The organism is Psychromicrobium silvestre, from assembly GCF_013408295.1.
GTDB classification, from domain to species: Bacteria; Actinomycetota; Actinomycetes; order Actinomycetales; family Micrococcaceae; genus Renibacterium; species Renibacterium silvestre.
Genome location: NZ_JACBYQ010000001.1, coordinates 1,335,056 through 1,355,684 on the forward strand (window position 1 = coordinate 1,335,056; position 20,629 = coordinate 1,355,684).

Consider the following 20,629-nt stretch of genomic DNA (forward strand, 5'->3'; position numbering starts at 1 on the left):
GAGACTGTCAGCGCAAGACGATAGCGTTGCACTATGGACAGCTCGGAAATACTCGGTCGCGAGGTAAATGATCACAGCGCAAACGGTAGCGCTACCCCGATCAGCAATTGGCTGGATGGGCCGCGCGCAGCTTTCGACGTCGAGACCACCGGCCGCGATCCGCAGCAGGCACGACTGGTCACCGCCTCCATTGTGCTGCTCGACGCTTCCGGGAATTTCCTTGAGGAGCATGAGTGGTTGGCCGATCCAGGAGTGGATATTCCGGCCGAGGCCGCACAAATTCACGGCATCAGCACCGAACGGGCTCGGTCCGAAGGTGCTCCGGTGGAGCAGGTAGTGGCGGCAACGGCGGCGGTACTGAGAGGTTATTTTGCTCGAGGCATCCCGGTGATGGCCTTCAACGCGCCCTATGATTTCACCGTACTGCGCAGCGAATCTCGTCGTCATGGCGTTCCAGCCTTGCGAGAACGTCCGGTGATTGACCCCCTCATATTGGATAAGCAGGTGGATCGCTTCCGCAAGGGTAAACGCACCCTGGTAGCGATGTGTGAACACTATGGAATCACCCTGCTAGATGCCCACACTTCTGCTGCGGATGCCATGGCTACCCTCCAGCTGGCGGTATCGATGGCAGCTAGCTATCCGGAGTTGCAGATCCCGGCGGCCGAGTTACATCAGGCTCAAATCCGCTGGGCCGCCGATCAAGCCGCAAGCTTTCAAGAGTATTTGCGGCGTTCCCGACCTGATGCTGTGGTGAATGGCAGCTGGCCGGCCGCCGGGAACTAGCCGAAGATCACATTCGCTACCGAGAGGGACAATATCGACTAAATATTCCGAACAAAGCATAAGTCCTCTCCACTCAGCCACGGAAACCGCTTGGTGATCGAATAATATTCTGCTATTTCAGAAATATGACGCTCTAAGTTCACTGGAACGTCACAGTTCTTTGACATGGAATACTTAAGTTCGCTTTTCACTCACCACCAGGGGTTCCATGATCACCATCAAAGACTTGCGCAAGGTCTATCACCAAGGCCAGCGCGAGATTATCGCGCTGGACGGCGTTTCCCTCCAGGTACCCAAGGGGTCCATTCACGGCATCATCGGTCACTCAGGGGCCGGGAAATCCACCCTAGTTCGCTGCCTGAGCTTGCTGGACCGCCCCACCTCGGGTTCGGTTGCCGTGAACGACGTCGAACTCAGCTCGGTGGGGCAGCGAGAGATTCGTCAGGCCCGGCGCCACATCGGGATGGTTTTCCAGCACGCCAATCTGCTTGATTCCCGCACGGCAGCCGGAAACATCGCGCACCCCTTGGAGATTGTCGGCACCCCCAAAGCACAGATCGAGGAAACCGTTAACCGGCTTCTCGGATTGGTTGGCTTAGCGGAGCTTGGCACGGCCTACCCTTCCCAGCTTTCCGGTGGTCAGCGCCAGCGAGTGGGCATCGCCCGAGCGCTGGCCGGTGATCCCGATGTATTGCTCTGCGATGAGCCGACCTCTGCCCTGGACCCCGCTACCACCGATGAAATCCTAGATCTCATCAAGGACCTCACCGTGCGGTTGCAGCTCACCGTATTGATCATCACGCACGAGATGAATGTGGTGAAGCGGGTCTGTGACGCGGTGTCCCTTTTGGAAAGCGGCCGGATTGTGGAGCATGGCTCGCTTGCCGAAATCGCCGAACACGCTGATTCAAGGCTAGCTCAGGCACTGCTTCCGCTCCCCCAATTGTCCGCCGAGAATCAGGGGTTCGAGGACGGACAAGAAGAGACCGTACTTGATCTCACCTTTGGTCCGGGCAATGCCAATCGGCCGGTGCTCTCAGGCCTGGCTAGACACTTCGATATCGATGTAAACGTGATTTCCGGAAGCGTCGAATCCCTCGGTTCCGAGCAGTTCGGCAGACTTCGGGTAGCCCTGGGTCCCGGGACCGATCGTGCCGCCGTCGTGCGTTACCTGGAGGAATCCGGCGTCTCGGTGAACCGTCCCGTGCCGAACTCCGAACAGGACTCCAGTGAAAAGGGTGCGCAGGCGTGAACGATTTCTTCAACGACCCGATTCTGCAGAAGGCTCTGCCCGAAGCGATCGTCGAAACCCTCACCATGGTTGGCATCTCCGCCCTGGTCACGGTGCTGATCGGACTGCCGCTGGGCATTCTGCTGCATTCCACCGCACCGGGCGGCTTGACGCCGAAACCGCTCTTCCATCGGATTGTCTCGGATGTGATCGTCAATATCACTCGATCCATTCCCTTTGCCATTCTGATGGTCACCCTGATCCCGTTAGCCCGCGCACTGACCGGTACTTCCTTGGGCCCGGTAGCAGCCTCGGTTTCACTTTCCATCGCAACCATTCCGTTTTTCGCCCGGTTGGTGGAGAGCTCATTACGCGATATCAGCACGGGCAAGGTCGATGCCGCTCTGGTGATGGGTTCCACCAATTTCCAGGTGATCTCCAAGGTGCTGGTTCGTGAGGCTTTGCCTGGCATCGTCGCGGCAATCACCACCACAACCGTCACCCTGGTTGGCTATTCGGCGATGGCCGGTCTGGTTGGCGGTGGCGGTCTCGGCAAGCTTGCCTACAACTACGGCTTCCAACGATTTATGCCGAATGTGATGATCGTGGTCCTCGTTCTCATCATCGTTCTGGTTCAAGCCATTCAACTCATCGGCGATTATCTTGCTCGCCGAGTAGACCACCGCTAAAGACGCAAAAGAAAGGACGCATCTCATGCGTAAGAAATTCACCCTGGCCGTCACCGGCCTCGTTGCGGTCCTGGCGCTCTCAGCCTGTGGCGGTGGCTCTTCGGCCTCCAGCCCCAGCAGCCTCGACCCGAGCAATCCGGCCACCCTGAAGGTGGGCGCCAGCCCGACTCCGCACGCCAAAATTCTGGAGTTCGTGAACCAAAAGCTCGCTCCGGCGGCGGGCCTGAAGCTCGAAATCACCGAAATCGAGGACTACCAGACTCCCAATACCGCGCTCAATGACGGCTCATTAGACGCGAACTTCTATCAGCACCTGCCCTGGTTCAACGATCAGGTGCAGACCAAGGGCTATAAGTTCGATCACGGTGCGGGAGTGCACATTGAGCCCTATGCGGCTTTCTCCAATAAGCACAAGTCTATTTCGGAGATTCCCGACGGCGGCAAGATCGCCATCACCTCGGACCCCTCCAACCAGGTACGCGCCTTGAAGGTGCTCGAGGTAGCCGGTCTGTTGAAGAACATCGATGATAAGTCGACGGCGTTAACCCTTACCGACGCGCAAAACCCGAAGAAACTGACCTTTTCGGAGAATCAGCCGGAGCTGCTGGTCAATGACCTCAAGGATCCCTCCGTGGATCTAGCGCTGATCAATGGCAACTTCATCCTGGCTGCGGGCCTGTCCACCAAGAATGCGCTAGCCGTGGAGTCGGTCAAGGACAACCCTTATGCCAACTTCCTGGCCTGGCGCAGTGATTCCGACGGTGATCCTCGGATCGCGAAGCTGGAAGAACTGCTGCACTCCCCCGAGGTGAAGAAGTTCATCGAGGACACCTGGCCCAATGGAGACGTCACCCCGGCGTTCTAAACGCCGTTTTCTCGGCCTCAGCACGAAGAGTCGCACCGGATCAGCCCACGGAGGGCTGATCCGGTGCGACTTCGTTAAGCAGGAGCATCATAAAAACGCTATTCGGATCAAGGCGATAGGAACCGAAGGGCTCCGTGACCTCGAACCCGTGCCTGCGGTAGAGCTGCCGCGCCGGTGCGAAGAATTCCTGGGACCCGGTCTCCAGATACAGCCTTCGGTAACCACGCCGTCTGGCCTCCGCTATTAGCTCACCCAAAAGCGCGACCGCCACTCCCCTTCGCCGAGCGGCTGCTGAGGTTCGCATCGACTTGATCTCGCCATCCGAACCGATCTCATCAACCAGTCCGGGAAGCTCCTTGAGCGCGCCACAACCGAGTAATGTCCCGCCCTCGCGTGCCGTCCAGAAGGTCACTTCCGGGCCTGCTAAAGCTTCTAGATCCAAGGCGTGCACGCTCTCGGCAGGGGAGATGGCGTGCATATCCTCCAAATGCTGCTTCAACAACTCCCGGACATCACTTCGACCGGGCTTCTCCACCGCAATCAGCACTTATCGCTCCTTGTAATCTCGGTAAGGTCTCCCTGGGCCTTATGCTAAAGCTGTTTGCCGAGAGACAGAAAGGATCTTCAGATGTCTTCTGAGCCGAAGAACGTCCGAATCATCCAGTTGAACGCAGAAACTCTCGCCGCTTTAGCAGCCGGTGATCTTGAGGAAGCCAATCGGCACTCCCCCGTACCACTCACGGAATTCTTCGTCTCCGCTCGTCAGGATGCGGTCTGGCGGCGACGTAGCGTGCAGGTCGTTGAGGAACCGGAATCCGCCGCCTGGATCACCGGGGTGGTGTGGGACGAGAGGCGCCAGCTTCCGGCGGGCCGAGCGGGTTACCACGGTGCCCCGGACGAACGAGGCATGGTGGAGGTCGGCTACGAGATAGATCCCAGCCTGCGTCGTCAGGGCTACGCCCGGGCCGCCTTCGAAACTCTTTTGCAACGCGCCGCCGCGGAACCCGAGGTGCGGGTTCTGCGCGCCACCATCTCACCGCAGAACGAGGCTTCCTACAACCTGGTCCGGCAATACGGCCTGGTCAAAGTTGGCGAGCAGTGGGACGAGGAAGACGGTCTGGAAATCATCTACGAAGTGCCGGTCTAAAAGCTCAGGAAACGGCTGCCGCAGCGGCTGCCTTAGCCGCCACCGGGAGCGCCTGGAAGATCCGGTTCATAGCAGCGTCGTCATGAGCCGCCGAGAGGAACCAGGCCTCAAAGACCGAGGGCGGCAAATACACTCCGGAATCTAGCATGGAGTGGAAGAACGGAGCGTAGCGGAACACTTCTTGAGCCTGCGCCTGCTCATAATTGTGCACCTCGGAGACCCCGAAAGCCACCGAGAAGAGGTTCCCGGCCCGCTGGATCGAGTGTTGCACCCCTTCGGCTGCTAACGCCTCGGAAAGCGCAGTGGAGAGCTCTACTGACCTGGCGTCCACGGTAGCGTAAACCTGCTCGGTAGCCGCCCGCAAGGTGGCCAGCCCGGCAGCCATCGCCACCGGGTTACCGCTCAAAGTGCCTGCCTGATAGACCGGGCCTAGGGGGGCCAAATACTCCATCACCTCGGCGCGCCCGCCGAGTGCCGCCGTCGGAAGTCCGCCGCCAATCACCTTGCCGAAAGTGAATAGATCCGGCGCCCAGCCTGCTTCGGCGCGAGCACCTGTCAGACCCCAGTAACCCGCCGGACCAACCCGAAAGCCGGTCAGTACCTCGTCCAGGATCAGCAAGGCACCGTGCTCGCGAGTGATCGCGGAGAGGCCCTCATTGAATCCTTCAGCCGGGGTCACCACACCCATATTGGCGGGTGCGGCTTCGGTGATCACGGCGGCAATCCGCGCGCCATGCACGGCGAACACCTCGCGGACCGCGTCCAGATCGTTGTACGGCAGTACCAAGGTCTCGGCTGCCGTGGCCTCGGTCACCCCGGCCGAACCGGGCATTGCCAGGGTGGCCAGTCCGGAGCCAGCCGCAGCCAGCAAGCCGTCCACATGCCCGTGATAGCAGCCAGCAAATTTCACCACCAGCTCGCGACCGGTGAACCCGCGAGCCAGCCGGACCGCCGTCATAGTCGCCTCGGTGCCGGTAGAGACCATCCGCAAACGTTCGACGGCGGGCACCCGGCCCTGCACCAGAGCGGCAAGTTCCGCCTCATCCGGGGTCGAAGCCCCAAAGGACAGGCCACGATCAACGGCGGCGTGCACCGCCTTGAGCACCTCCGGATGAGCATGGCCGAGTAACGCCGGGCCCCAGGAACAGACCAAATCAACGTAATCTCGGCCATCGGCATCATGCAAATAAGCGCCCTGAGCAGAGGTGATGTAACGCGGAGTGCCGCCGACCGAGCCAAAAGCCCGGACCGGGGAGTTCACCCCTCCCGGCATCAGGGTCTGGGCGCGGGCGAAAAGTTCTTCTGAGCTGCTCATGCTTGTTCCTTCAGTAGTTCTGCGACCCTTGGGGCGACTGCGGTGCCGAAAAGTTCAATGGACCGCATCATCGCGGCGTGCGGCAAGGTGCCATTGCTGTACTTCAAATCAAAACGGTCCACGCCCAGGTTCTTTTTGAGCAGCGCAACCTTTTGTGCCACGGTCTCCGGGGAGCCGACGTAGAGCGCTCCTTCGGGCTCGCACATCTGATCGAAATCCTCACGGCTACCCGGTCCCCAGCCTCGTTCGGCACCGATCTTGTTCCGGCTCACGATCCAGTGTGGGAAGAGCTCGTCCCGCGCCTGCTGGTCGGTCTCGGCAATGTGGCCGGGCGAGTGGGTGGCGATCTGTTGCATCGGGTGCCCGTATTTGCTCATCGCCTCGCGATAGAGCTTCAGCAGCGGTGCGAAGGCGCGTGGCTCGCCGCCAATGATCGCGAAGATGATCGGATAGCCATAGTGCGCGCAACGGATCACCGATTGCGCGGTGCCGCCAACCCCGATCCAGGCGGGCAGCAGATGATTCTCCAGGGTGGGGAAAGCACGCAGCCCACTAATGTTCGGCCTGCTCTGGCCCTCCCAGTGCATTGGTTTTTGCGATCGGGCTTGATCGAAAAGCTCAAGCTTCTCTTCGAAAAGCAGCTCGTAATCAGCCAGATCAAGACCGAAAAGCGGGAAGGACTCGATAAAGGAACCACGGCCCAGCATCACTTCGGCCCTACCCTGGGAAAGCGCGTCGACGGTGGCGAAGCGCTGGAAGACCCGAATCGGATCATCCGAACTGAGTACCGTGACAGCCGATCCCAGCCGGATGTTTTCGGTCCTCGCGGCCGCGGCAGCCAGGAACACCTCCGGGGCGGAAACCGCGAAATCTGCTCGGTGATGCTCCCCTACGCCAAAGGCGTGCAGGCCACTTTGATCCGCCAGCTCGGCTTGTTCCAGCAACTGGCGGAGCACCACGGCGGGAGCGAGCGGCTCGCCGTTTTCGCCCAAGCCAATGTCGCCGAAGCTGTTTAGGCCCAGCAGAATCCGCTCCGGGCCCACCGGGGCGGTGGGGCCTACCGAATCGGGGAGGCCCACCGGATCGGCGGGCCCGCTGATGGGATCAGTCAAGGCACTCATTCGGCCAACCATTCAGCCAGTTCAACAGCCCAGTACGTCAAGATATTGTCTGCCCCCGCTCGCTTAATGCTGAGTACCGATTCTTGGATGGCTGCTCGGCGATCTATCCAGCCATTCGCTGCGGCGGCTTCGATCATCGCGTATTCGCCGGAGATTTGGTAGGCGGCCACCGGCACCGGGGACATCGCGGCCACATCGGCCAGGATATCCAGGTAACTCATGGCGGGTTTGACCATCACCATATCCGCGCCCTCTTCAAGGTCCAGCTCTACCTCGATCAAGGCTTCCCGCCGATTGGCACCGTCCATCTGGTAGGTTCGGCGATCGCCTTTGAGCTGCGAATCCACGGCATCACGGAAGGGGCCGTAGAAGGCTGAGGCGTACTTAGCCGCATAGGCCAGCACCCCGGTCTCGGTGAATCCTGCCCCGTCCAACGCTTGCCGGATCACCGCCACCTGGCCGTCCATCATGCCGGAGGGGCCGAGCAAATGTGCTCCGGCTTCCGCCTGTGCCACCGCCATTTGGGCGTAGATTTCCAGGCTCGCGTCGTTATCCACCCGGCCCTGTTCGTCCAGCACCCCGCAATGGCCGTGGTCGGTGAATTCGTCCAGGCAGAGATCGCTCATCACCACGAGTTCATCACCCACTTCGGCACGGACCTCGCGGATTGAGCGATTCAGGATGCCTTCCGGATCAAGCGAAGCAGAGCCCTGGGCATCTCGCACCGCCGGGATACCGAAGAGCATAATGCCGCCCAGCCCCAGTTCGGCGGCCTGCGCGGCAGCCCGGCGCAGTGAATCGGAGCTGTGCTGCACCACTCCTGGCATGGACAGAATTGGCTGCGGCTCGTCAAGCGACTCCTTGACGAAGACCGGCAGAATCAGATCGGAGCGGTGCAAACGTGTCTCGGCGACGAGCCTGCGCATCGCCGGAGTGGTCCGCAAGCGACGCGGTCTGCGCTGCGGAAAGCTAGAAAAGCTCATGATTCGGTCCTTCCAGAAGGGCCCCAGAAGAGCCCCCGGAGGGACCAAGTGGAACAGTGGGAATATCGGGGTTAAAGCTGCTGCACAGGGCCTCGACGATGCCCTCAGGACTTGGAGTTGCTGCTACCGCCGCGACCTTGAGGCCTTCAACCGAGGCCTGCTGGGCGGTGGGTTTGCCGATCGCGATAAATTTCATGCCGCCCAAAGGAGCTAGGGTTGCTTTGATTCTGCTGGCGGCACTGGGTGAGGCTGCCACCACCGCATCCAGCGCTCCTTCGGCGATCAGCCTTCGAGCTTGTTCCGGCTCAAGCAGTTGCGCCTCAAAATGCTCCTGCGGCTCAACCCCGATTTCCAGCGGAGTGGTTAGCCTGGACCCCTCGGCGGCTGGATAATCCACGGTTCGATACACCACTACGGCATCGACGCTTGCCCCCGCTGCCAGCAGGCCTTCGGCTAGTCGAGGCGTGGCCAGGTCGGACTGCGGTAGCCAAGCCCTTAAGCCGGAAAGGTCCGGTAGCACCGCGATCAGTCCTTCCGCCGATTGGATATCCTCCGGAGCCAAGTCCACCCGAAGTCCTTCACGCTCCAGCACCCTCCGCGAGGACGGACCGATGGTCGCGATCTTAGTACCCGAGGGAATCAACTCGGAGAGCGAGATTCCCGACTTTGAGGCCTGATACTTCAAGGCTCGCACCGTGGTGATCGAGGAGACGACAAGCCAGCCGTACTCCCCTGCTCCCAAGGCTTCCACCGAGAATTCAACGGTCTCGAAATCGATCAGCGGGAGCAAGTAGGGCACTGCCCCCGCCTCCTGCAGAGCGCTCAGAAAAGCCCCGGCGCGGTCGGGACTTCGAGTGATCAGCACCGACTTCCCGGCCAATGCTCCGCGCTCCGCAGCTTCCTCGGTAGCCATCTAGATCAGCTCGGCGGCACCATCGGCGAGCAAGGCTTCCGCCAATTCGATACCCAAGAGAGTAGCCGCTACCTCGGTCAAGCCATCGGTAGCCCTGGCCTGCCGAATTACCCGGCTACCATCAACGGCGCCAACCCAAGCTTCTAAACGGAGCATGCTGCCCCGCCGCTGCGCCAGCGCACCGACGGGCGCACTGCAACCGGCTTCCAACCGAGCTAGCAACGCACGCTCGGCGGTAACCGCAAGTCTGCTATCGGCCTCATCCAAAGCCACCAAAGCCGCTCGCAAGGATTCGGGAGCCCCCTGCGCGGTTTCCACCGCGAGCGCCCCCTGTCCGGGCGCCGGTAACATCACCGTGTCATCAAAGAGTTCGGAGATTGCGGCCGAACGACCAATCCGGCCCAAACCGGCGGCTGCCAGCACCACGGCGTCCAGGTCCTTTTCCAAACGACCCAAGCGGGTATCCACATTGCCCCGAATATCCACCACCTCAAGATCACCACGGGCCGCTCTCAGTTGTGCGGCCCGACGCGGCGAGCCGGTCCCGACCTTTGCACCGGGCGGTAGCTCGGACAGGGTCCGGTTCGAGCGCGAGCACAGCGCGTCCCGAGCCTCCGCACGGAGCGGGATGGCCGCCGTCGTCAGTCCAGGAGCCGGCGCGGTGGGCAGGTCCTTGAGCGAATGCACGGCCAGGTCAATGCTGCCGTTCAGCAAGGCTTCGCGCAGCGCCGTGACGAAGACCCCGGTGCCTCCCATCTGGGATAGCGGCCCGGTCAGCACGTCCCCGTCGGTGCGGATTTCCACCAGTTCGACGGCGAATCCACCTATTGCTGCAAGCTGATCGGCCACCTGCTGAGACTGCGTACGGGCCAGGGTTGAACCCCGGGTGCCGAGTTTGAAAATCTCAGGCACCGGCGGCCACCGTACCAACCGTGGTATCCGCTCCGGCGATGGTGGGCTTTTCGCCACGGAAATTGGCGCAGCAGCCCGGACGGCAAATGTCGTACCAGGGACCCAGCGGGGTCATGGCTGGTCGGTCCGCAATGTTGTTCGCAACGGTCCGCTCAGAGATCAGATCGACCAGACCCTCGACAAACTTATGATGGGTCCCCGGCGTCGGCACCCGATCAAAAGCCATCGATAGCCGCTCGGCGGTTTCCTTGGCTTCGGTGTCCAGATCCCAAACCACTTCCATATGGTCGCTGACAAAACCGAGCGGCACCACCACCACGCCGCGCACGCCCTGAGCGGCGAGCTCTTCCATGGCATCGCTAATATCCGGCTCAAGCCAAGGGATATGCGGCGCGCCGGAACGCGATTGGTAGACCAAAGACCATTCGGCGGCGGGGTCAACCCGCTCCATCACGGCGGAAGCTGCGGCCAGATGCTGCGCCACATAGGCCGAGCCCTCGGCAAATTCGCGAGGTTCTTCCGCCGAGGCTCCGGCGGCCTCGGCATCCCGGGTGGGAATGGAGTGGGTGGCGAAGAGGATGTGCACCTTGTCTTCGGGCTGCAATTGGCTGCGGACCTTGGCCAGGCCGGCAGTGGTGCCTTCGATAAAGGGCTCCACGAAGCCTGGGTGATCGAAGTACTGCCGAATCTTGTCCACTTCAAGCTTGCCGTCCAGCCCGGACTCGACTAGCGCCATGCCTAGATCCTCTCGGTACTGGCGGCAGGAGGAGTAGCAGGAGTAGGCACTCGTGGTGACGGTCAGAATCCGGCGGTGACCGGCGTCGTAAGCTCCCTGGAGCACCTCTGGGAGATAGGGGGCCCAGTTCCGATTGCCCCAGAGCACCGGCAACTCAATATTTCGAGAAGCGAGTTCGGCTTCCAGCGCAGCCTTCAGGGCACGATTCTGCTCGTTGATCGGGCTAATCCCGCCAAAGGCTCGGTAGTGGTGCGAAACCTCTTCGAGGCGCTCATCCGGAATCCCTCGGCCGCGGGTGACATTGCGCAGGAAGGGAATGACATCGTCCTGCCCCTCCGGACCGCCGAAGGAAGCCAGCAGGATGGCATCGTATTCTTTCGGTGCCATCCGCCCGCGTTCAGTGATCAGGTTGCTTTCGGTGGTTCCCCCGGTAAAAGGACTCATCGCAGCACCTCGGCGATCTCGGCAGCGTTGATCCGCCGCCCGGTGTAAAAGGGCACTTCTTCACGAACGTGCATCCGGGCATCGGTGGCTCGCAAATGGCGCATCAAATCCACCAGTTCCAGAACATCGTCGGCTTCCAGCCCGAGCAGCCATTCCCAGTCCCCCAGCGCGAAGGAGGAGACCGTGTTGGCCAGCACACCGGGGAATTCGCGGCCCATCAGACCGTGCTCGCGCAGCATCCGACCGCGCTCTTCGTCCGGCAGGATGTACCACTCGTAGGAGCGCACGAAGGGGTAGACGCAGAGCCATTGCTTTGGCTCAATACCGGCTCGCATATAAGTAGGGATGTGGCTTTTGGCGAATTCGGCCTCTCGGTGCACCCCCATCCCGGACCAAGCGATTTCGGTATTGGCGAAGAGTTCGCTGCGGCGAATATCGCGAATGGCCTGTTGCAGTTCCTCTGCCTTGGCACCAACCAGCCAGAGCATCACGTCGGCGTCGTTGCGCATCGCGGAAACATCGTATGCACCGCGCAGAGTCACGCCCTGAGCCGCCAAGCGTCCGATGAGCTCATCGAAGGCTGCGACCTTACTGCTTCCCACGGTAGGCAGACCGACGCGCTTGACCACGGTCCAGAGGGTAAAGGGGGTTTGCGAAGGCTCAAGCTCCGCAGTTTTACTGACAGATTCAGCCAAAGTGTCGCTCATAGCTAACAGTCTGCTCCTTCGAGACATTATTGCCAAAATATAATACTTCTACGGGACGTAGAAGTTACTGAAATCACAAAATACTCTGCGCCTGGGTTTGCGCATCAGAAATGACCGAGACCAGCCCATTCCCGGCCAACCAGGCGCCGGTAACAGCCAGCCCATCGATCTTCGCGGCAGCCTCGCGCAGCGCATCGATCCGCTCCTGCTGGCCAAGACTGGCATTGGAAACAGCGCTGCGCCAGCGGACCAGATCCCAATCCAGCACATCGTCCTCACGAATTTCCATTCCGAGGAGCGCACTCGCATCGCGCAGCGCATCCTGCAGCTCGGGATCACCTTCCGCAAGCACCTGCTCCGGATAAGAAAGCCTGAGCACATGCGTTCCCGGCCCCTCTTCATCCGCCAGCCACGGCCACTTCGCGGTGGCGTGGGTGAGCGCCTTGGCCTTAATACCCGGGACTTGAGGAGCTACTAAAACGCCGGTGCCCCGCGGCACGGCGTCAAGCTCGGGCAAATCCACCACAATGGTCAACAGGGCGATCTGGCGGCCCTGCACGCTGCTTGCATCCTCGGTAGCGAACTCCCCGGCCTCCACAAAAAGCTCCCGCAGAAGCTCGACGGCGGCACTCGCCTCGGTGGCCAGCACCACCTTGTCTACTTCGAAGAGTTCACCGGCTGCGCTGACATGCCAGGCCGTGCCGGTGCGTTTGAGACTCTCTACCGGGGTCTCCAGTTTGAGGACGACGCCCAGCTCATCGAGTTCGGTCCGCAGCGCCTGAGCGATTTGATAGACCCCACCGCGCAGACCGCCAACGGCCGATCCCGGTTTTTTGGATTTCTTACCGGAGTTCTTGGCTTTGATCGCGGTTACCGCGGCCGAAAGTGAACCGTGCTCTTGCAGAGCCGCACGCAAACCGGGAATGGCGAGGTCCGGATCAAGCTCTTCCGGGGTGACCGAATAGACCCCACCCACCACCGGGGCTAGCAGCCGGTCCACCACCCGCTGTCCCATCCGGGCGCGCACCATATCCGCCAGGCTGCGGGACTTCACCCCGACGCCCTTGGGCAGATTGACATCTAATTTGGCTCGGAGCAGTCCGCTGCGGCCCAAGATTTCCCGCAGCTCCGGCGCGTCCAGATCGAGCGGGATCCCCAACACACCCTTCGGCAGCGGGGCGTGCTTGGCATGTCCACGGCTATCCGCGTACTCCAACCAGGCGCCAACCTCGTTCGGCTCTACCAGCTGCTCGGCCAAGCCCAATTGCCTGGCCAGTTCTTCGAAGGCTTTGCTTCGCTTGGCGTAGCTGTCCGCACCCGCATCTAGTACCAGACCGCCAACCTCGTGAGCAGCCACCGAGCCGCCCACCTGAGTGGTAGCTTCCAGCACGGTGACCGAGACACCGGCATGCGCCAGCTCCCGGGCGGCAACCAGGCCAGCCATGCCGGCTCCGATTACTACCGCCGTCGAACCTTGTTCTTCAGTCATCGCTACTCCTCTGAAACCCGGTGGCCCGAAACTTCAGCGCCAAAATCTCCGTCGGGCTGCTCGCTGTGTACCAATTCAACGATACGGCTCAGCACCGACGGATCGGTCTCCGGCGGCACGCCGTGGCCCAAGTTCAACACGTGACCGGGGGCGCTGGCGCCTCGTTCAATCACGTCCAGGACATGCGCTTCCAGGATCGGCCAGGGCGCGGTTAACAGGGCTGGATCAATGTTTCCTTGCAAAGGCGTTGTTCCGCCAAGCCGCCGATTGGCCTCATCCAGGGGTAGCCGGTAATCCACTCCGATCACATCGACACCCACCTCGCGCATCGCCAGTAATAGCTCGGAGGTCCCGGTACCGAAGTGCACCAGCGGCGCACCTAGGCCGCGAACCTGATCCAGAGCACGCCGGGACGCCGGTGCAACATGTTGCTGATAATCTGCCAGGCCGAGCGAGCCCGCCCAAGAATCGAAGAGCTGTCCGGCGCTGGCACCTGCCTCAAGCTGCGCTTTCAGGAACTTACCCGAGGCATCTGCGGCCCAATTGGCCAAGGCCTGCCAAGTCTCCGGATCACCATGCATCATTGAGCGCGGGCCGAGGTGGTCCCGGGAGGGCTTGCCCTCGACCATATAAGCGGCCAGAGTGAAGGGCGCCCCGGCAAACCCAATCAGCGGGGTATTACCGAGCTCGGCAACGGTGAGCCCCACCGCATCCCTAATCGGCTGCAGCGCTTCCTCGGTGAGCACCGGCAAAGCCTTGACATCTTCCAGGCTGCGAATTGGCTTCTCCAGCACCGGACCAACGCCGGGCACAATATCCACGCCAACTCCGGCCAGTTTGAGCGGGATGACAATATCGGAGAAGAAGATCGCGGCATCCACATCATGCCGCCGAACCGGCTGCAAGGTGATCTCACTGGCTAACTCGGGCTGCAGGCAGGAGTCCAACATGGAAATCCCCTCCCGCAGCTTGCGGTATTCCGGCAAGGAGCGGCCCGCTTGGCGCATAAACCAGATTGGCTTGCGACTCGGCTTGCCACCCCGGTAGGCAGTGATGAGCGGGGAGTCCGAGGTGCGTCCATCGATCAGCGGATGGCTGGATTGCAGCGTCATATAGTCGATTCTGCCGGGGAATCAGGGCTTCGGATAGCGACACCCTGTCAATTTTTTACTGAGGTATGCCTTCCTATTCTACAGAGCATAGAAGTCATAAGATGAGGTCGCTGTGATTCTCTTTTCCTTGATTGCAACTCATACAGATCTTGATCTGGAAACCGTCGCCCGGCTGAGCGTCGGCGCTTCCGCCGTTTCCAATTCCGCCATCGTGCTGGCCACTTGCAATCGCTTCGAAATCTACTCGGCAGCTCCCTCCGAAGCCGAAATCCCCGCAGTGCGCGCCGAACTCGAATCCCGGGTGCAGGCAGCTTCCGAACTTTCCGCCACACTCATCTCCTCGGCTTTCAAACAACTCACCGGACCCGAAGTAGCCGAACATCTCTTCGCAGTGGCCTCCGGACTGGATTCGGCCGTCGTCGGCGAGCGCGAAATCGCCGGTCAGGTGCGCCGCGCGTTGATCGATGCCCAGGCCAGTTTCTCGGTATCCGGAGCCCTGGTCAGGCTTTTCCAGAAAGCTTCTAAAACCGCCAAGAACGTTGGATCGCAGACCGCGCTGGGCAGCCAAGGCCGTTCCGTTGTCTCGGTAGCTCTGGACCTGGCGGCTGACTCTTCGGCACTGTCTTGGCAGGAATCTTCCGTGCTGGTCTTCGGCACCGGCGCCTATGCGGGCGTCACCATGGCGCTACTGCGCGAGCGCGGCGCACATAATGTCTCGGTCTACTCCTCCTCCGGTCGGGCTGCGGAGTTCGTCGCCAGTCGCGGCGGCACCGCAGTAACTGCGCTGGATTCCGCGCTAGCTCAGGCCGATTTGGTGATTGCCTGTAGCGGTTCGGATCATCGGGTCTCCGCGGATTTCCTCGCTGAGGTACGACGGCGGCCCGGCAGTGAGGCGAAGCAGCTCACCATTATTGACTTGGCACTGACCCGAGACTTTGACCCGGCCGTGGTGGAACTGGACCAAGTTGAACTGCTCAGTCTGGAATCGGTTCGGTTAGCCGCCCCCGAGGAACAGGGTTCCGCTTTGGCTCAGGCTCGGCAGATTGTAGACGCCGCGGCAGCCGATTTCGCGGCCGAATCCGCAGCCCGCGGCGTTGATTCAGCCATTGTTGCGCTGCGCAAGCACACCCTCTCCGTACTGGACGCCGAAATGGAGCGGGTGCGTGCACAGCACGGTTGTACTGCGGCCGCCGAGGAAGTCGAGTTCGCGCTGCGCCGGATGGTCAAGCAGTTGCTGCATATACCTACGGTTCGGGCCCGGGAGCTGGCCGCGGCCGGTCAACAGGATCAATACTTCGCCGGACTACAGGCACTTTATGGAATCGAAGCCGCCGCCCCGGAAGCTGCCAAAGATCCGGCCTCCTGCCCCGTGGATCGCGAACGCAGCGCCTAACACCCGCTTCACTGCCACTTGCTTTACCACCGAGCCTCGTCGGTTCGGCCCTCGGGATAGCTCTCTGCACTCGGGATAGCCCAATGGCCGGTCAGTGAACTATCCCGAAGTCATTGGGCTATCGCGAACGGTTCAAGCCCAATCCTCTGGATCGACCCCGCCCGCAACACTCCAGACCCGTTCGAACCCGGCCGCCCGGAGCGCCAGCACCGCGGCAGCGGAGCGCATCCCGGTACGGCAGAACAGCAGCAAATCAACGTCGCGAGGCAACGAGGAATACTCCCCCGCGTCAATCTGTGCCTTGGGCAGCAGAATCGCCCTGGGCATAGTCCCCAGCGCAGTTTCCGAAGGCGAGCGCACATCGATCCACTGGAAACCAGGTGCCAGAGACGAGGCATCGATGGCTACCGAGGCGGGCGGCTGAATCCCGCAGAATTCTTGATAATCGATCAGTGACGTCACCGGCTGGCGTTCCGGATCCGGAGAGACCCGCACTGTTCGCCAAGAACTCTCCAGCGCATCGTAAACCTGTAGGCGTCCGAGCAGCAGCGAACCGACACCGGTAATCAGTTTGATCGCCTCCCCTGCCATCGCCGAACCAATCACCCCGCAGAGCATGCCAAAGACTCCTGCTTCCGAGCAAGACGGCACGGCGTCCGCGGGCGGCGGCTCTGGGAAGACATCACGATAGCTCGGGCCGTGCCCAGCCCAGAACAAGGAAACCTGCCCGTCGAAGCGCAGAATTGAGCCCCAGACCAGCGGTTTCCGGAGGATCTCGCAGGCATCCGAAACCAAATAACGGGTGGCAAAATTATCCGAGCCATCGATCACCAGATCAAAGCGGGAGAACAATTCCAGGGCGTTCGAGGAGGTCAGCCGATCCTCAATCGCCTCGAAGGAAACCAGCGGGTTGAGGTCTCGCACCGCCCCGGCTGCCGAATCGACCTTGGCAGCACCCACCGAAGCGACCCCGTGCAGCACCTGACGTTGCAGGTTCGAAACATCCACTACGTCGTCGTCAATCACGGCCAGGCTGCCCACTCCGGCCGCGGCGAGATAGGAGATTACCGGAGAACCCAGCCCGCCCGCGCCGATCACCAGCACCCGGGCATTCTTTAGCCTGCGCTGCCCAGGCACCCCTACTTCGGGCAGTAGCAGGTGCCTTGAGTATCTTTGTAGCTCCTCGGCGCTGAGCTCTGGCCCTATTTCAACAAGCGGATCACGTAACGAACTCATACTCCAATCTAAGTGATGAGCACGGCCCGAGGAGCTAAAACCCGTAAGATAAACACAGCTAGAAAGCCCAACTTGGAGACGCAATGACTGAGGACACCCGCACCCGGCCCGTCCGGCTGCCACGAGACGAACGCCGCACGCAATTACTTGCAGCGGCAACTGAGGTGTTCGTCGCCAATGGCTATCATGCCGCCGCGATGGACGAAATCGCGGAGGCGGCCTCGGTATCCAAGCCGGTGCTCTATCAGCACTTTCCGTCCAAACGCGAGCTGTACATCGCCCTGTTGGACTTACAACTCGTTGAGCTGACCGAACGGATGCTCGCCGCCCTGGCCTCGACCGATGACAACCGGGAACGGGTCCAAGCCACCATCAGCGCCTATTTCGAGTTCATCTCCAAAGAGGACCAGGCGCATCGGCTGATCTTCGAAAACGATCTGGTCAACGATCCCGAAGTGGCTGCCAAAATCGAAGCCTTCAACGCCACCTACGCCAATGCCATCGCGGGTACCATCACCCGAAACACCACGCTCAGTGAGGGTGAATCGACCCTCTTGGGTCGGGCTCTGGCGGGAATGTCCCAGGTCAGCGCCCGGTATTGGCTGGAAAGCGGTGGGGAGATCGAACGCGAAGTGGCCGAAGAAGTAATCTATCGTTTAGCTTGGCGCGGAATTAGCAATTTCCCGATGCAGTCGACGGCCGAAGAGTCCTAAGCTGAAGCCAGAGCAGATAAGTTTGACCCAAGAATCTCAAAAGGAGCATCCGCGGTGGAAGTAAAGATCGGTATTCAGAATGTCGTCCGGGAAATCGTCTTGGAGTCCACTCAGGACGCCGAAACTGTTTCGCAGCTTGTTTCCACCGCGATCAGCTCCGGCAGCGAATTGCGGCTCAGCGATGAGAAGGGCCGCACGGTAATCGTGCCCGGCGCTTCGATTGGCTATGTGGAGCTCGGCGCTGAAGAGACCCGTCGGGTCGGTTTTGGAACCCTCTGATGATTGATCTGGTGGTTATCGCGCTGATTGCAGCGGGTCTGGGAGCCATTGTCTGGGCCGCAGATAAGAAGCACCATAAGTATGGTGTGCTGCTTCCTTCGGCCGTTGCCGTGGTGGCGGCCATGCTGACCTGGATTATCACCGTGGCCGCCGGGCTGAGCTATAACCCGGGCTGGACCTGGGTTCCTTGGGTCGCTTCCCTGGTGGTGGGTGTGGTGTTTGCCACCGTGGTTTCGATTGTTCTGGGTCGCAGCCGTAGCACCTTCGATACCGCTCGTCTAACCGCGATCCTCAAGCACTAGTAACCGACCCTGCCGTCCATCGCCGAGGACGCCTGAGCGTGCATCCGGCGTGGAATCCGCCCGGCTTGGGAGGCTAAGCGTCCGGCTGTCACGGCATGGCGGAATGCAGAAGCCATTTGAGTCGGGTGCTGTGCCCGGGTCACGGCGCTTGCCAGCAGCACGCCATCACAGCCTAATTCCATGGCTAGCGCTGCATCCGAGGCTGTACCGATGCCTGCATCCAACACCACAGGCACGGCAGCCCGCGAGGCAATGAGCTCAATATTGTGTGGATTGAGAATGCCCAGACCGGTGCCAATAGGCGCACCGAGCGGCATCACCACGGCTGCCCCCAGATCCTCTAGTCGCTTCGCCAGAACCGGATCGTCATTGCTATAGGCGAAGACGACAAAGCCACGGCGCACTAATTCTTCGGTAGCGTCCAGCAGCTCTGGGGCATCCGGGAGCAAGGTGTCTTCATCCGCTACCACCTCGAGTTTCAGCCAGTTGGTCTCCACGGCCTCGCGGGCCAGTTCGGCGGTATGGACAGCTTCCCGAGCGGTGAAACAGCCAGCGGTATTGGGCAGAATTCGGATCGAGTGATCCGTCAATAACTGAAAGAGCGAATAGTCCGCCCCGGAATGGTGACGGCGCATGGCCACCGTGGTCAGTTCTGTGCCGGAGGCAATCAGCGCCTCTCCCAGCCCGGCCAGGCTCGGTGCCCCGCCGGTGCCCATAATCAGCCTCGAACTGAGCGAAACCCCGTCAATGATGAGTGGATCGTTCATGGCTCAACCTCCCTGTACCGCGGTCACGATATCGATATGATCTGCTTCTTGAAGCGCGACGGCGGCCCATTGGCTACGCGCTACCACCTCACCATTGCGCGCCACCGCAAGACCCAGCCTGCCGCCGTCGGCTGCCTGGCCGGAGGGCATTATTTCGCGTCCGGTGTGCTGCGAAATCAGTTCGAGAACGGTGGCACCAGGAGCCAGCGCGGTGGTGATCAGATTGACTGTTACTTCCATCTGGCTGCTCCTAGCGGGGCGAGGGGTGTGCGGTTGAAGCGTTCCGGGGCGAAAGCTGAAGCCATTGGATCTGGCTGGCCTGTCAGCAGTCTGAGGCAACTCCGGGCGGCGGCAGGAGCGAGCAACACCCCATGCCTAAAGAAGCCGGTGGCCATGACAAGATGATCCGCAATCCGTCCAAGCAGCGGAGCATTGTCCGGGGTTGCGGGCCGCGCCCGCGCCAGCACTTCGCTCAGAGCCAGCTCGCTCACCGCCGGAATAAGGGTTTGTGCGTCGCGCAGCAATTGGTAGATCGCACCCGCGGAGGGCGCGTTCTGTTCGTCTTCCCGTTGGGTGGCACCGAGCACTACCGTCCCGTCCTGGCGCGGCAGCAGGTAGACCGGCTTACCGCGGACCACGCCTCGGATGGTGTGACTTAGGAACGGCCGCAGCTGAGGCGGTACGGTCAGGCGCATGATGTCACCGTGTACCGGTCGGAGCTTTGCTTGCAGCGGTAGTCCGCCTAGCTGGGAGGCTGCTAAGCCATTGGCTACCACTATCTGAGCCGCCCTCAGCTTCGAGCCGTCCTCTAGTATGACGGCTCCCGGCTCGACCGAAATCGCCCGAGCCCGGATCACGGACAGCTCGGCCAGCAGAACTGCACAGAGTTTCCTCGGATCGACCTGATGGTCCGCTTCGACAAGATATCCCCCGGAATTCGCGGCGAGAAAAGGTTCCAGCGCTCGGATTTCTTTTGAGTTGAGCGGCTTAACCGGCAACCCAGTCCGGGACTGCGCGGTCATCAGATCGTCTATGCCAGCGCGATCGGCGTGATCTGCGCCGAGTAGCAGGGCACCTTGAGATCGGTATCCCAGGTCCTGACCGATCCGGGCGGCAAAGTCCGGCCAGAGTCCCGAGGATTCCAGCATGAAGCGTTGTAGTGCCTCTTCTTGGAAGTGGAACTCGGTCACCGGTGCCAGCATTCCGGCAGCCGCGAAACTCGCTCCGCTCGCTGGTTCCGGGTCCACTACCAGCACCGAATGCCCGGCTCGCTGGAGTTCCCAGGCGATGCTGAGACCGATGACCCCGGCACCAATTACGGCAACATCGGCGGAGTGCCCGGGCAGTACCCGGGGAGAAACGGTATGAACCATTGAAAAGCCCTTCCCTACGCCGGCACAACCCGGATCAGGTATTTGACGGTCGGTGTGGTCGTTAGCCACACCCTCTCAGCCCATGAACGCCGGGCTCCCGCGGTTCTCCCAGTCTA

General features: G+C 61.2%; 23 protein-coding genes and 1 riboswitch. Of the genes, 9 read left to right on the plus strand and 14 right to left on the minus strand.

Features of this window, described 5'->3' with window-relative positions; all coding sequences use genetic code 11:
• The first annotated feature begins 99 nt into the window (after window positions 1-99).
• From FHU41_RS06205 to FHU41_RS06220, 4 genes are all read left to right on the plus strand, one after another.
• Complete coding sequence (locus tag FHU41_RS06205) at window positions 100-786, plus strand: exonuclease domain-containing protein (protein WP_179389152.1); 687 nt, start codon at window positions 100-102, stop codon at window positions 784-786.
• 208 nt (window positions 787-994) lie between these two features.
• Window positions 995-2,038: a methionine ABC transporter ATP-binding protein gene (locus tag FHU41_RS06210; RefSeq protein ID WP_179388718.1), complete on the plus strand. Its 1,044-nt coding sequence runs from the start codon at window positions 995-997 to the stop codon at window positions 2,036-2,038.
• Complete coding sequence (locus FHU41_RS06215; protein ID WP_343046255.1) at window positions 2,035-2,706, plus strand: methionine ABC transporter permease; 672 nt, start codon at window positions 2,035-2,037, stop codon at window positions 2,704-2,706. Before FHU41_RS06210 ends, FHU41_RS06215 begins: the two co-directional genes overlap by 4 nt.
• A 25-nt stretch (window positions 2,707-2,731) precedes the next feature.
• Complete coding sequence (locus FHU41_RS06220) at window positions 2,732-3,571, plus strand: MetQ/NlpA family ABC transporter substrate-binding protein (RefSeq protein WP_179388719.1); 840 nt, start codon at window positions 2,732-2,734, stop codon at window positions 3,569-3,571.
• Between the two features lie 40 nt (window positions 3,572-3,611).
• Here the strand turns inward: FHU41_RS06220 and FHU41_RS06225 are convergent, their stop codons facing one another.
• Entirely contained in the window at window positions 3,612-4,115 is a 504-nt protein-coding gene (locus FHU41_RS06225) for a GNAT family N-acetyltransferase (protein WP_246279559.1), read from the minus strand.
• 84 nt (window positions 4,116-4,199) lie between these two features.
• Here FHU41_RS06225 and FHU41_RS06230 point away from each other — a divergent pair, with 84 nt between their 5' ends.
• Window positions 4,200-4,718, plus strand: a complete 519-nt coding sequence (locus FHU41_RS06230) for a GNAT family N-acetyltransferase (protein ID WP_179388720.1) — start codon at window positions 4,200-4,202, stop codon at window positions 4,716-4,718.
• 4 nt (window positions 4,719-4,722) lie between these two features.
• Here the strand turns inward: FHU41_RS06230 and hemL are convergent, their stop codons facing one another.
• From hemL to hemE, 9 genes are all read right to left on the minus strand, one after another.
• Entirely contained in the window at window positions 4,723-6,033 is a 1,311-nt protein-coding gene (gene hemL, locus FHU41_RS06235; RefSeq protein ID WP_179388721.1) for a glutamate-1-semialdehyde 2,1-aminomutase, read from the minus strand.
• The gene (locus FHU41_RS06240) at window positions 6,030-7,154 is read right to left on the minus strand and encodes an LLM class flavin-dependent oxidoreductase (protein ID WP_179388722.1); all 1,125 of its coding nucleotides are present in this window, start codon (window positions 7,152-7,154) and stop codon (window positions 6,030-6,032) included. Before FHU41_RS06240 ends, hemL begins: the two co-directional genes overlap by 4 nt.
• The gene (gene hemB, locus FHU41_RS06245; protein WP_179388723.1) at window positions 7,151-8,137 is read right to left on the minus strand and encodes a porphobilinogen synthase; all 987 of its coding nucleotides are present in this window, start codon (window positions 8,135-8,137) and stop codon (window positions 7,151-7,153) included. The genes FHU41_RS06240 and hemB overlap by 4 nt, the downstream gene beginning before the upstream one ends.
• Entirely contained in the window at window positions 8,124-9,050 is a 927-nt protein-coding gene (locus FHU41_RS06250; RefSeq protein ID WP_179388724.1) for a uroporphyrinogen-III synthase, read from the minus strand. The genes hemB and FHU41_RS06250 overlap by 14 nt, the downstream gene beginning before the upstream one ends.
• Window positions 9,051-9,962 carry a hydroxymethylbilane synthase gene (hemC, locus tag FHU41_RS06255; RefSeq protein WP_179388725.1) on the minus strand — a complete coding sequence of 304 codons (912 nt, stop codon included), beginning with the start codon at window positions 9,960-9,962 and terminating at the stop codon, window positions 9,051-9,053.
• Entirely contained in the window at window positions 9,955-11,142 is a 1,188-nt protein-coding gene (locus FHU41_RS06260) for a ferrochelatase (RefSeq protein ID WP_179388726.1), read from the minus strand. Before FHU41_RS06260 ends, hemC begins: the two co-directional genes overlap by 8 nt.
• The gene (gene hemQ, locus FHU41_RS06265; protein WP_179388727.1) at window positions 11,139-11,849 is read right to left on the minus strand and encodes a hydrogen peroxide-dependent heme synthase; all 711 of its coding nucleotides are present in this window, start codon (window positions 11,847-11,849) and stop codon (window positions 11,139-11,141) included. Before hemQ ends, FHU41_RS06260 begins: the two co-directional genes overlap by 4 nt.
• 73 nt (window positions 11,850-11,922) lie before the next feature.
• Window positions 11,923-13,338, minus strand: coding sequence for a protoporphyrinogen oxidase (gene hemG / locus FHU41_RS06270; protein WP_179388728.1), 1,416 nt, complete (start codon window positions 13,336-13,338; stop codon window positions 11,923-11,925).
• 2 nt (window positions 13,339-13,340) lie between these two features.
• Window positions 13,341-14,450: a uroporphyrinogen decarboxylase gene (gene hemE, locus FHU41_RS06275; protein ID WP_179388729.1), complete on the minus strand. Its 1,110-nt coding sequence runs from the start codon at window positions 14,448-14,450 to the stop codon at window positions 13,341-13,343.
• A 112-nt stretch (window positions 14,451-14,562) separates the two neighbouring features.
• On the opposite strand from hemE, the gene FHU41_RS06280 reads away from it, so the two are divergent.
• Window positions 14,563-15,843: a glutamyl-tRNA reductase gene (locus FHU41_RS06280; RefSeq protein ID WP_179388730.1), complete on the plus strand. Its 1,281-nt coding sequence runs from the start codon at window positions 14,563-14,565 to the stop codon at window positions 15,841-15,843.
• Window positions 15,844-15,975: 132 nt separating this feature from the next.
• Here the strand turns inward: FHU41_RS06280 and moeB are convergent, their stop codons facing one another.
• Window positions 15,976-17,079 (minus strand): molybdopterin-synthase adenylyltransferase MoeB, encoded by a 1,104-nt coding sequence (moeB, locus tag FHU41_RS06285; protein WP_179388731.1) that lies wholly within the window; start codon window positions 17,077-17,079, stop codon window positions 15,976-15,978.
• A gap of 83 nt (window positions 17,080-17,162) precedes the next feature.
• Here moeB and FHU41_RS06290 point away from each other — a divergent pair, with 83 nt between their 5' ends.
• The 3 genes from FHU41_RS06290 to FHU41_RS06300 are packed head-to-tail and all read left to right on the plus strand — an operon-like array spanning window position 17,163 to window position 18,373.
• Window positions 17,163-17,792 carry a TetR/AcrR family transcriptional regulator gene (locus tag FHU41_RS06290; protein ID WP_179388732.1) on the plus strand — a complete coding sequence of 210 codons (630 nt, stop codon included), beginning with the start codon at window positions 17,163-17,165 and terminating at the stop codon, window positions 17,790-17,792.
• Window positions 17,793-17,846: 54 nt separating this feature from the next.
• Window positions 17,847-18,071, plus strand: a complete 225-nt coding sequence (locus tag FHU41_RS06295; protein WP_179388733.1) for a DUF3107 family protein — start codon at window positions 17,847-17,849, stop codon at window positions 18,069-18,071.
• Window positions 18,071-18,373, plus strand: a complete 303-nt coding sequence (locus FHU41_RS06300; protein ID WP_179388734.1) for a hypothetical protein — start codon at window positions 18,071-18,073, stop codon at window positions 18,371-18,373. The genes FHU41_RS06295 and FHU41_RS06300 overlap by 1 nt, the downstream gene beginning before the upstream one ends.
• On the opposite strand, the gene FHU41_RS06305 is transcribed toward FHU41_RS06300, so the two are convergent.
• The 3 genes from FHU41_RS06305 to thiO all read right to left on the minus strand — a co-directional run bounded on the left by FHU41_RS06305 (window position 18,370) and on the right by thiO (window position 20,513).
• On the minus strand, window positions 18,370-19,140 hold the full coding sequence (locus FHU41_RS06305) for a thiazole synthase (RefSeq protein ID WP_179388735.1): 771 nt from the start codon (window positions 19,138-19,140) through the stop codon (window positions 18,370-18,372). The genes FHU41_RS06300 and FHU41_RS06305 overlap by 4 nt on opposite strands.
• A gap of 3 nt (window positions 19,141-19,143) precedes the next feature.
• Window positions 19,144-19,380: a sulfur carrier protein ThiS gene (thiS, locus tag FHU41_RS06310; RefSeq protein WP_179388736.1), complete on the minus strand. Its 237-nt coding sequence runs from the start codon at window positions 19,378-19,380 to the stop codon at window positions 19,144-19,146.
• Window positions 19,371-20,513 carry a glycine oxidase ThiO gene (gene thiO, locus FHU41_RS06315; protein WP_179388737.1) on the minus strand — a complete coding sequence of 381 codons (1,143 nt, stop codon included), beginning with the start codon at window positions 20,511-20,513 and terminating at the stop codon, window positions 19,371-19,373. Before thiO ends, thiS begins: the two co-directional genes overlap by 10 nt.
• A riboswitch (TPP riboswitch) is annotated at window positions 20,508-20,624 on the minus strand. Its footprint overlaps the gene before it by 6 nt.
• Window positions 20,625-20,629: the final 5 nt, after the last annotated feature.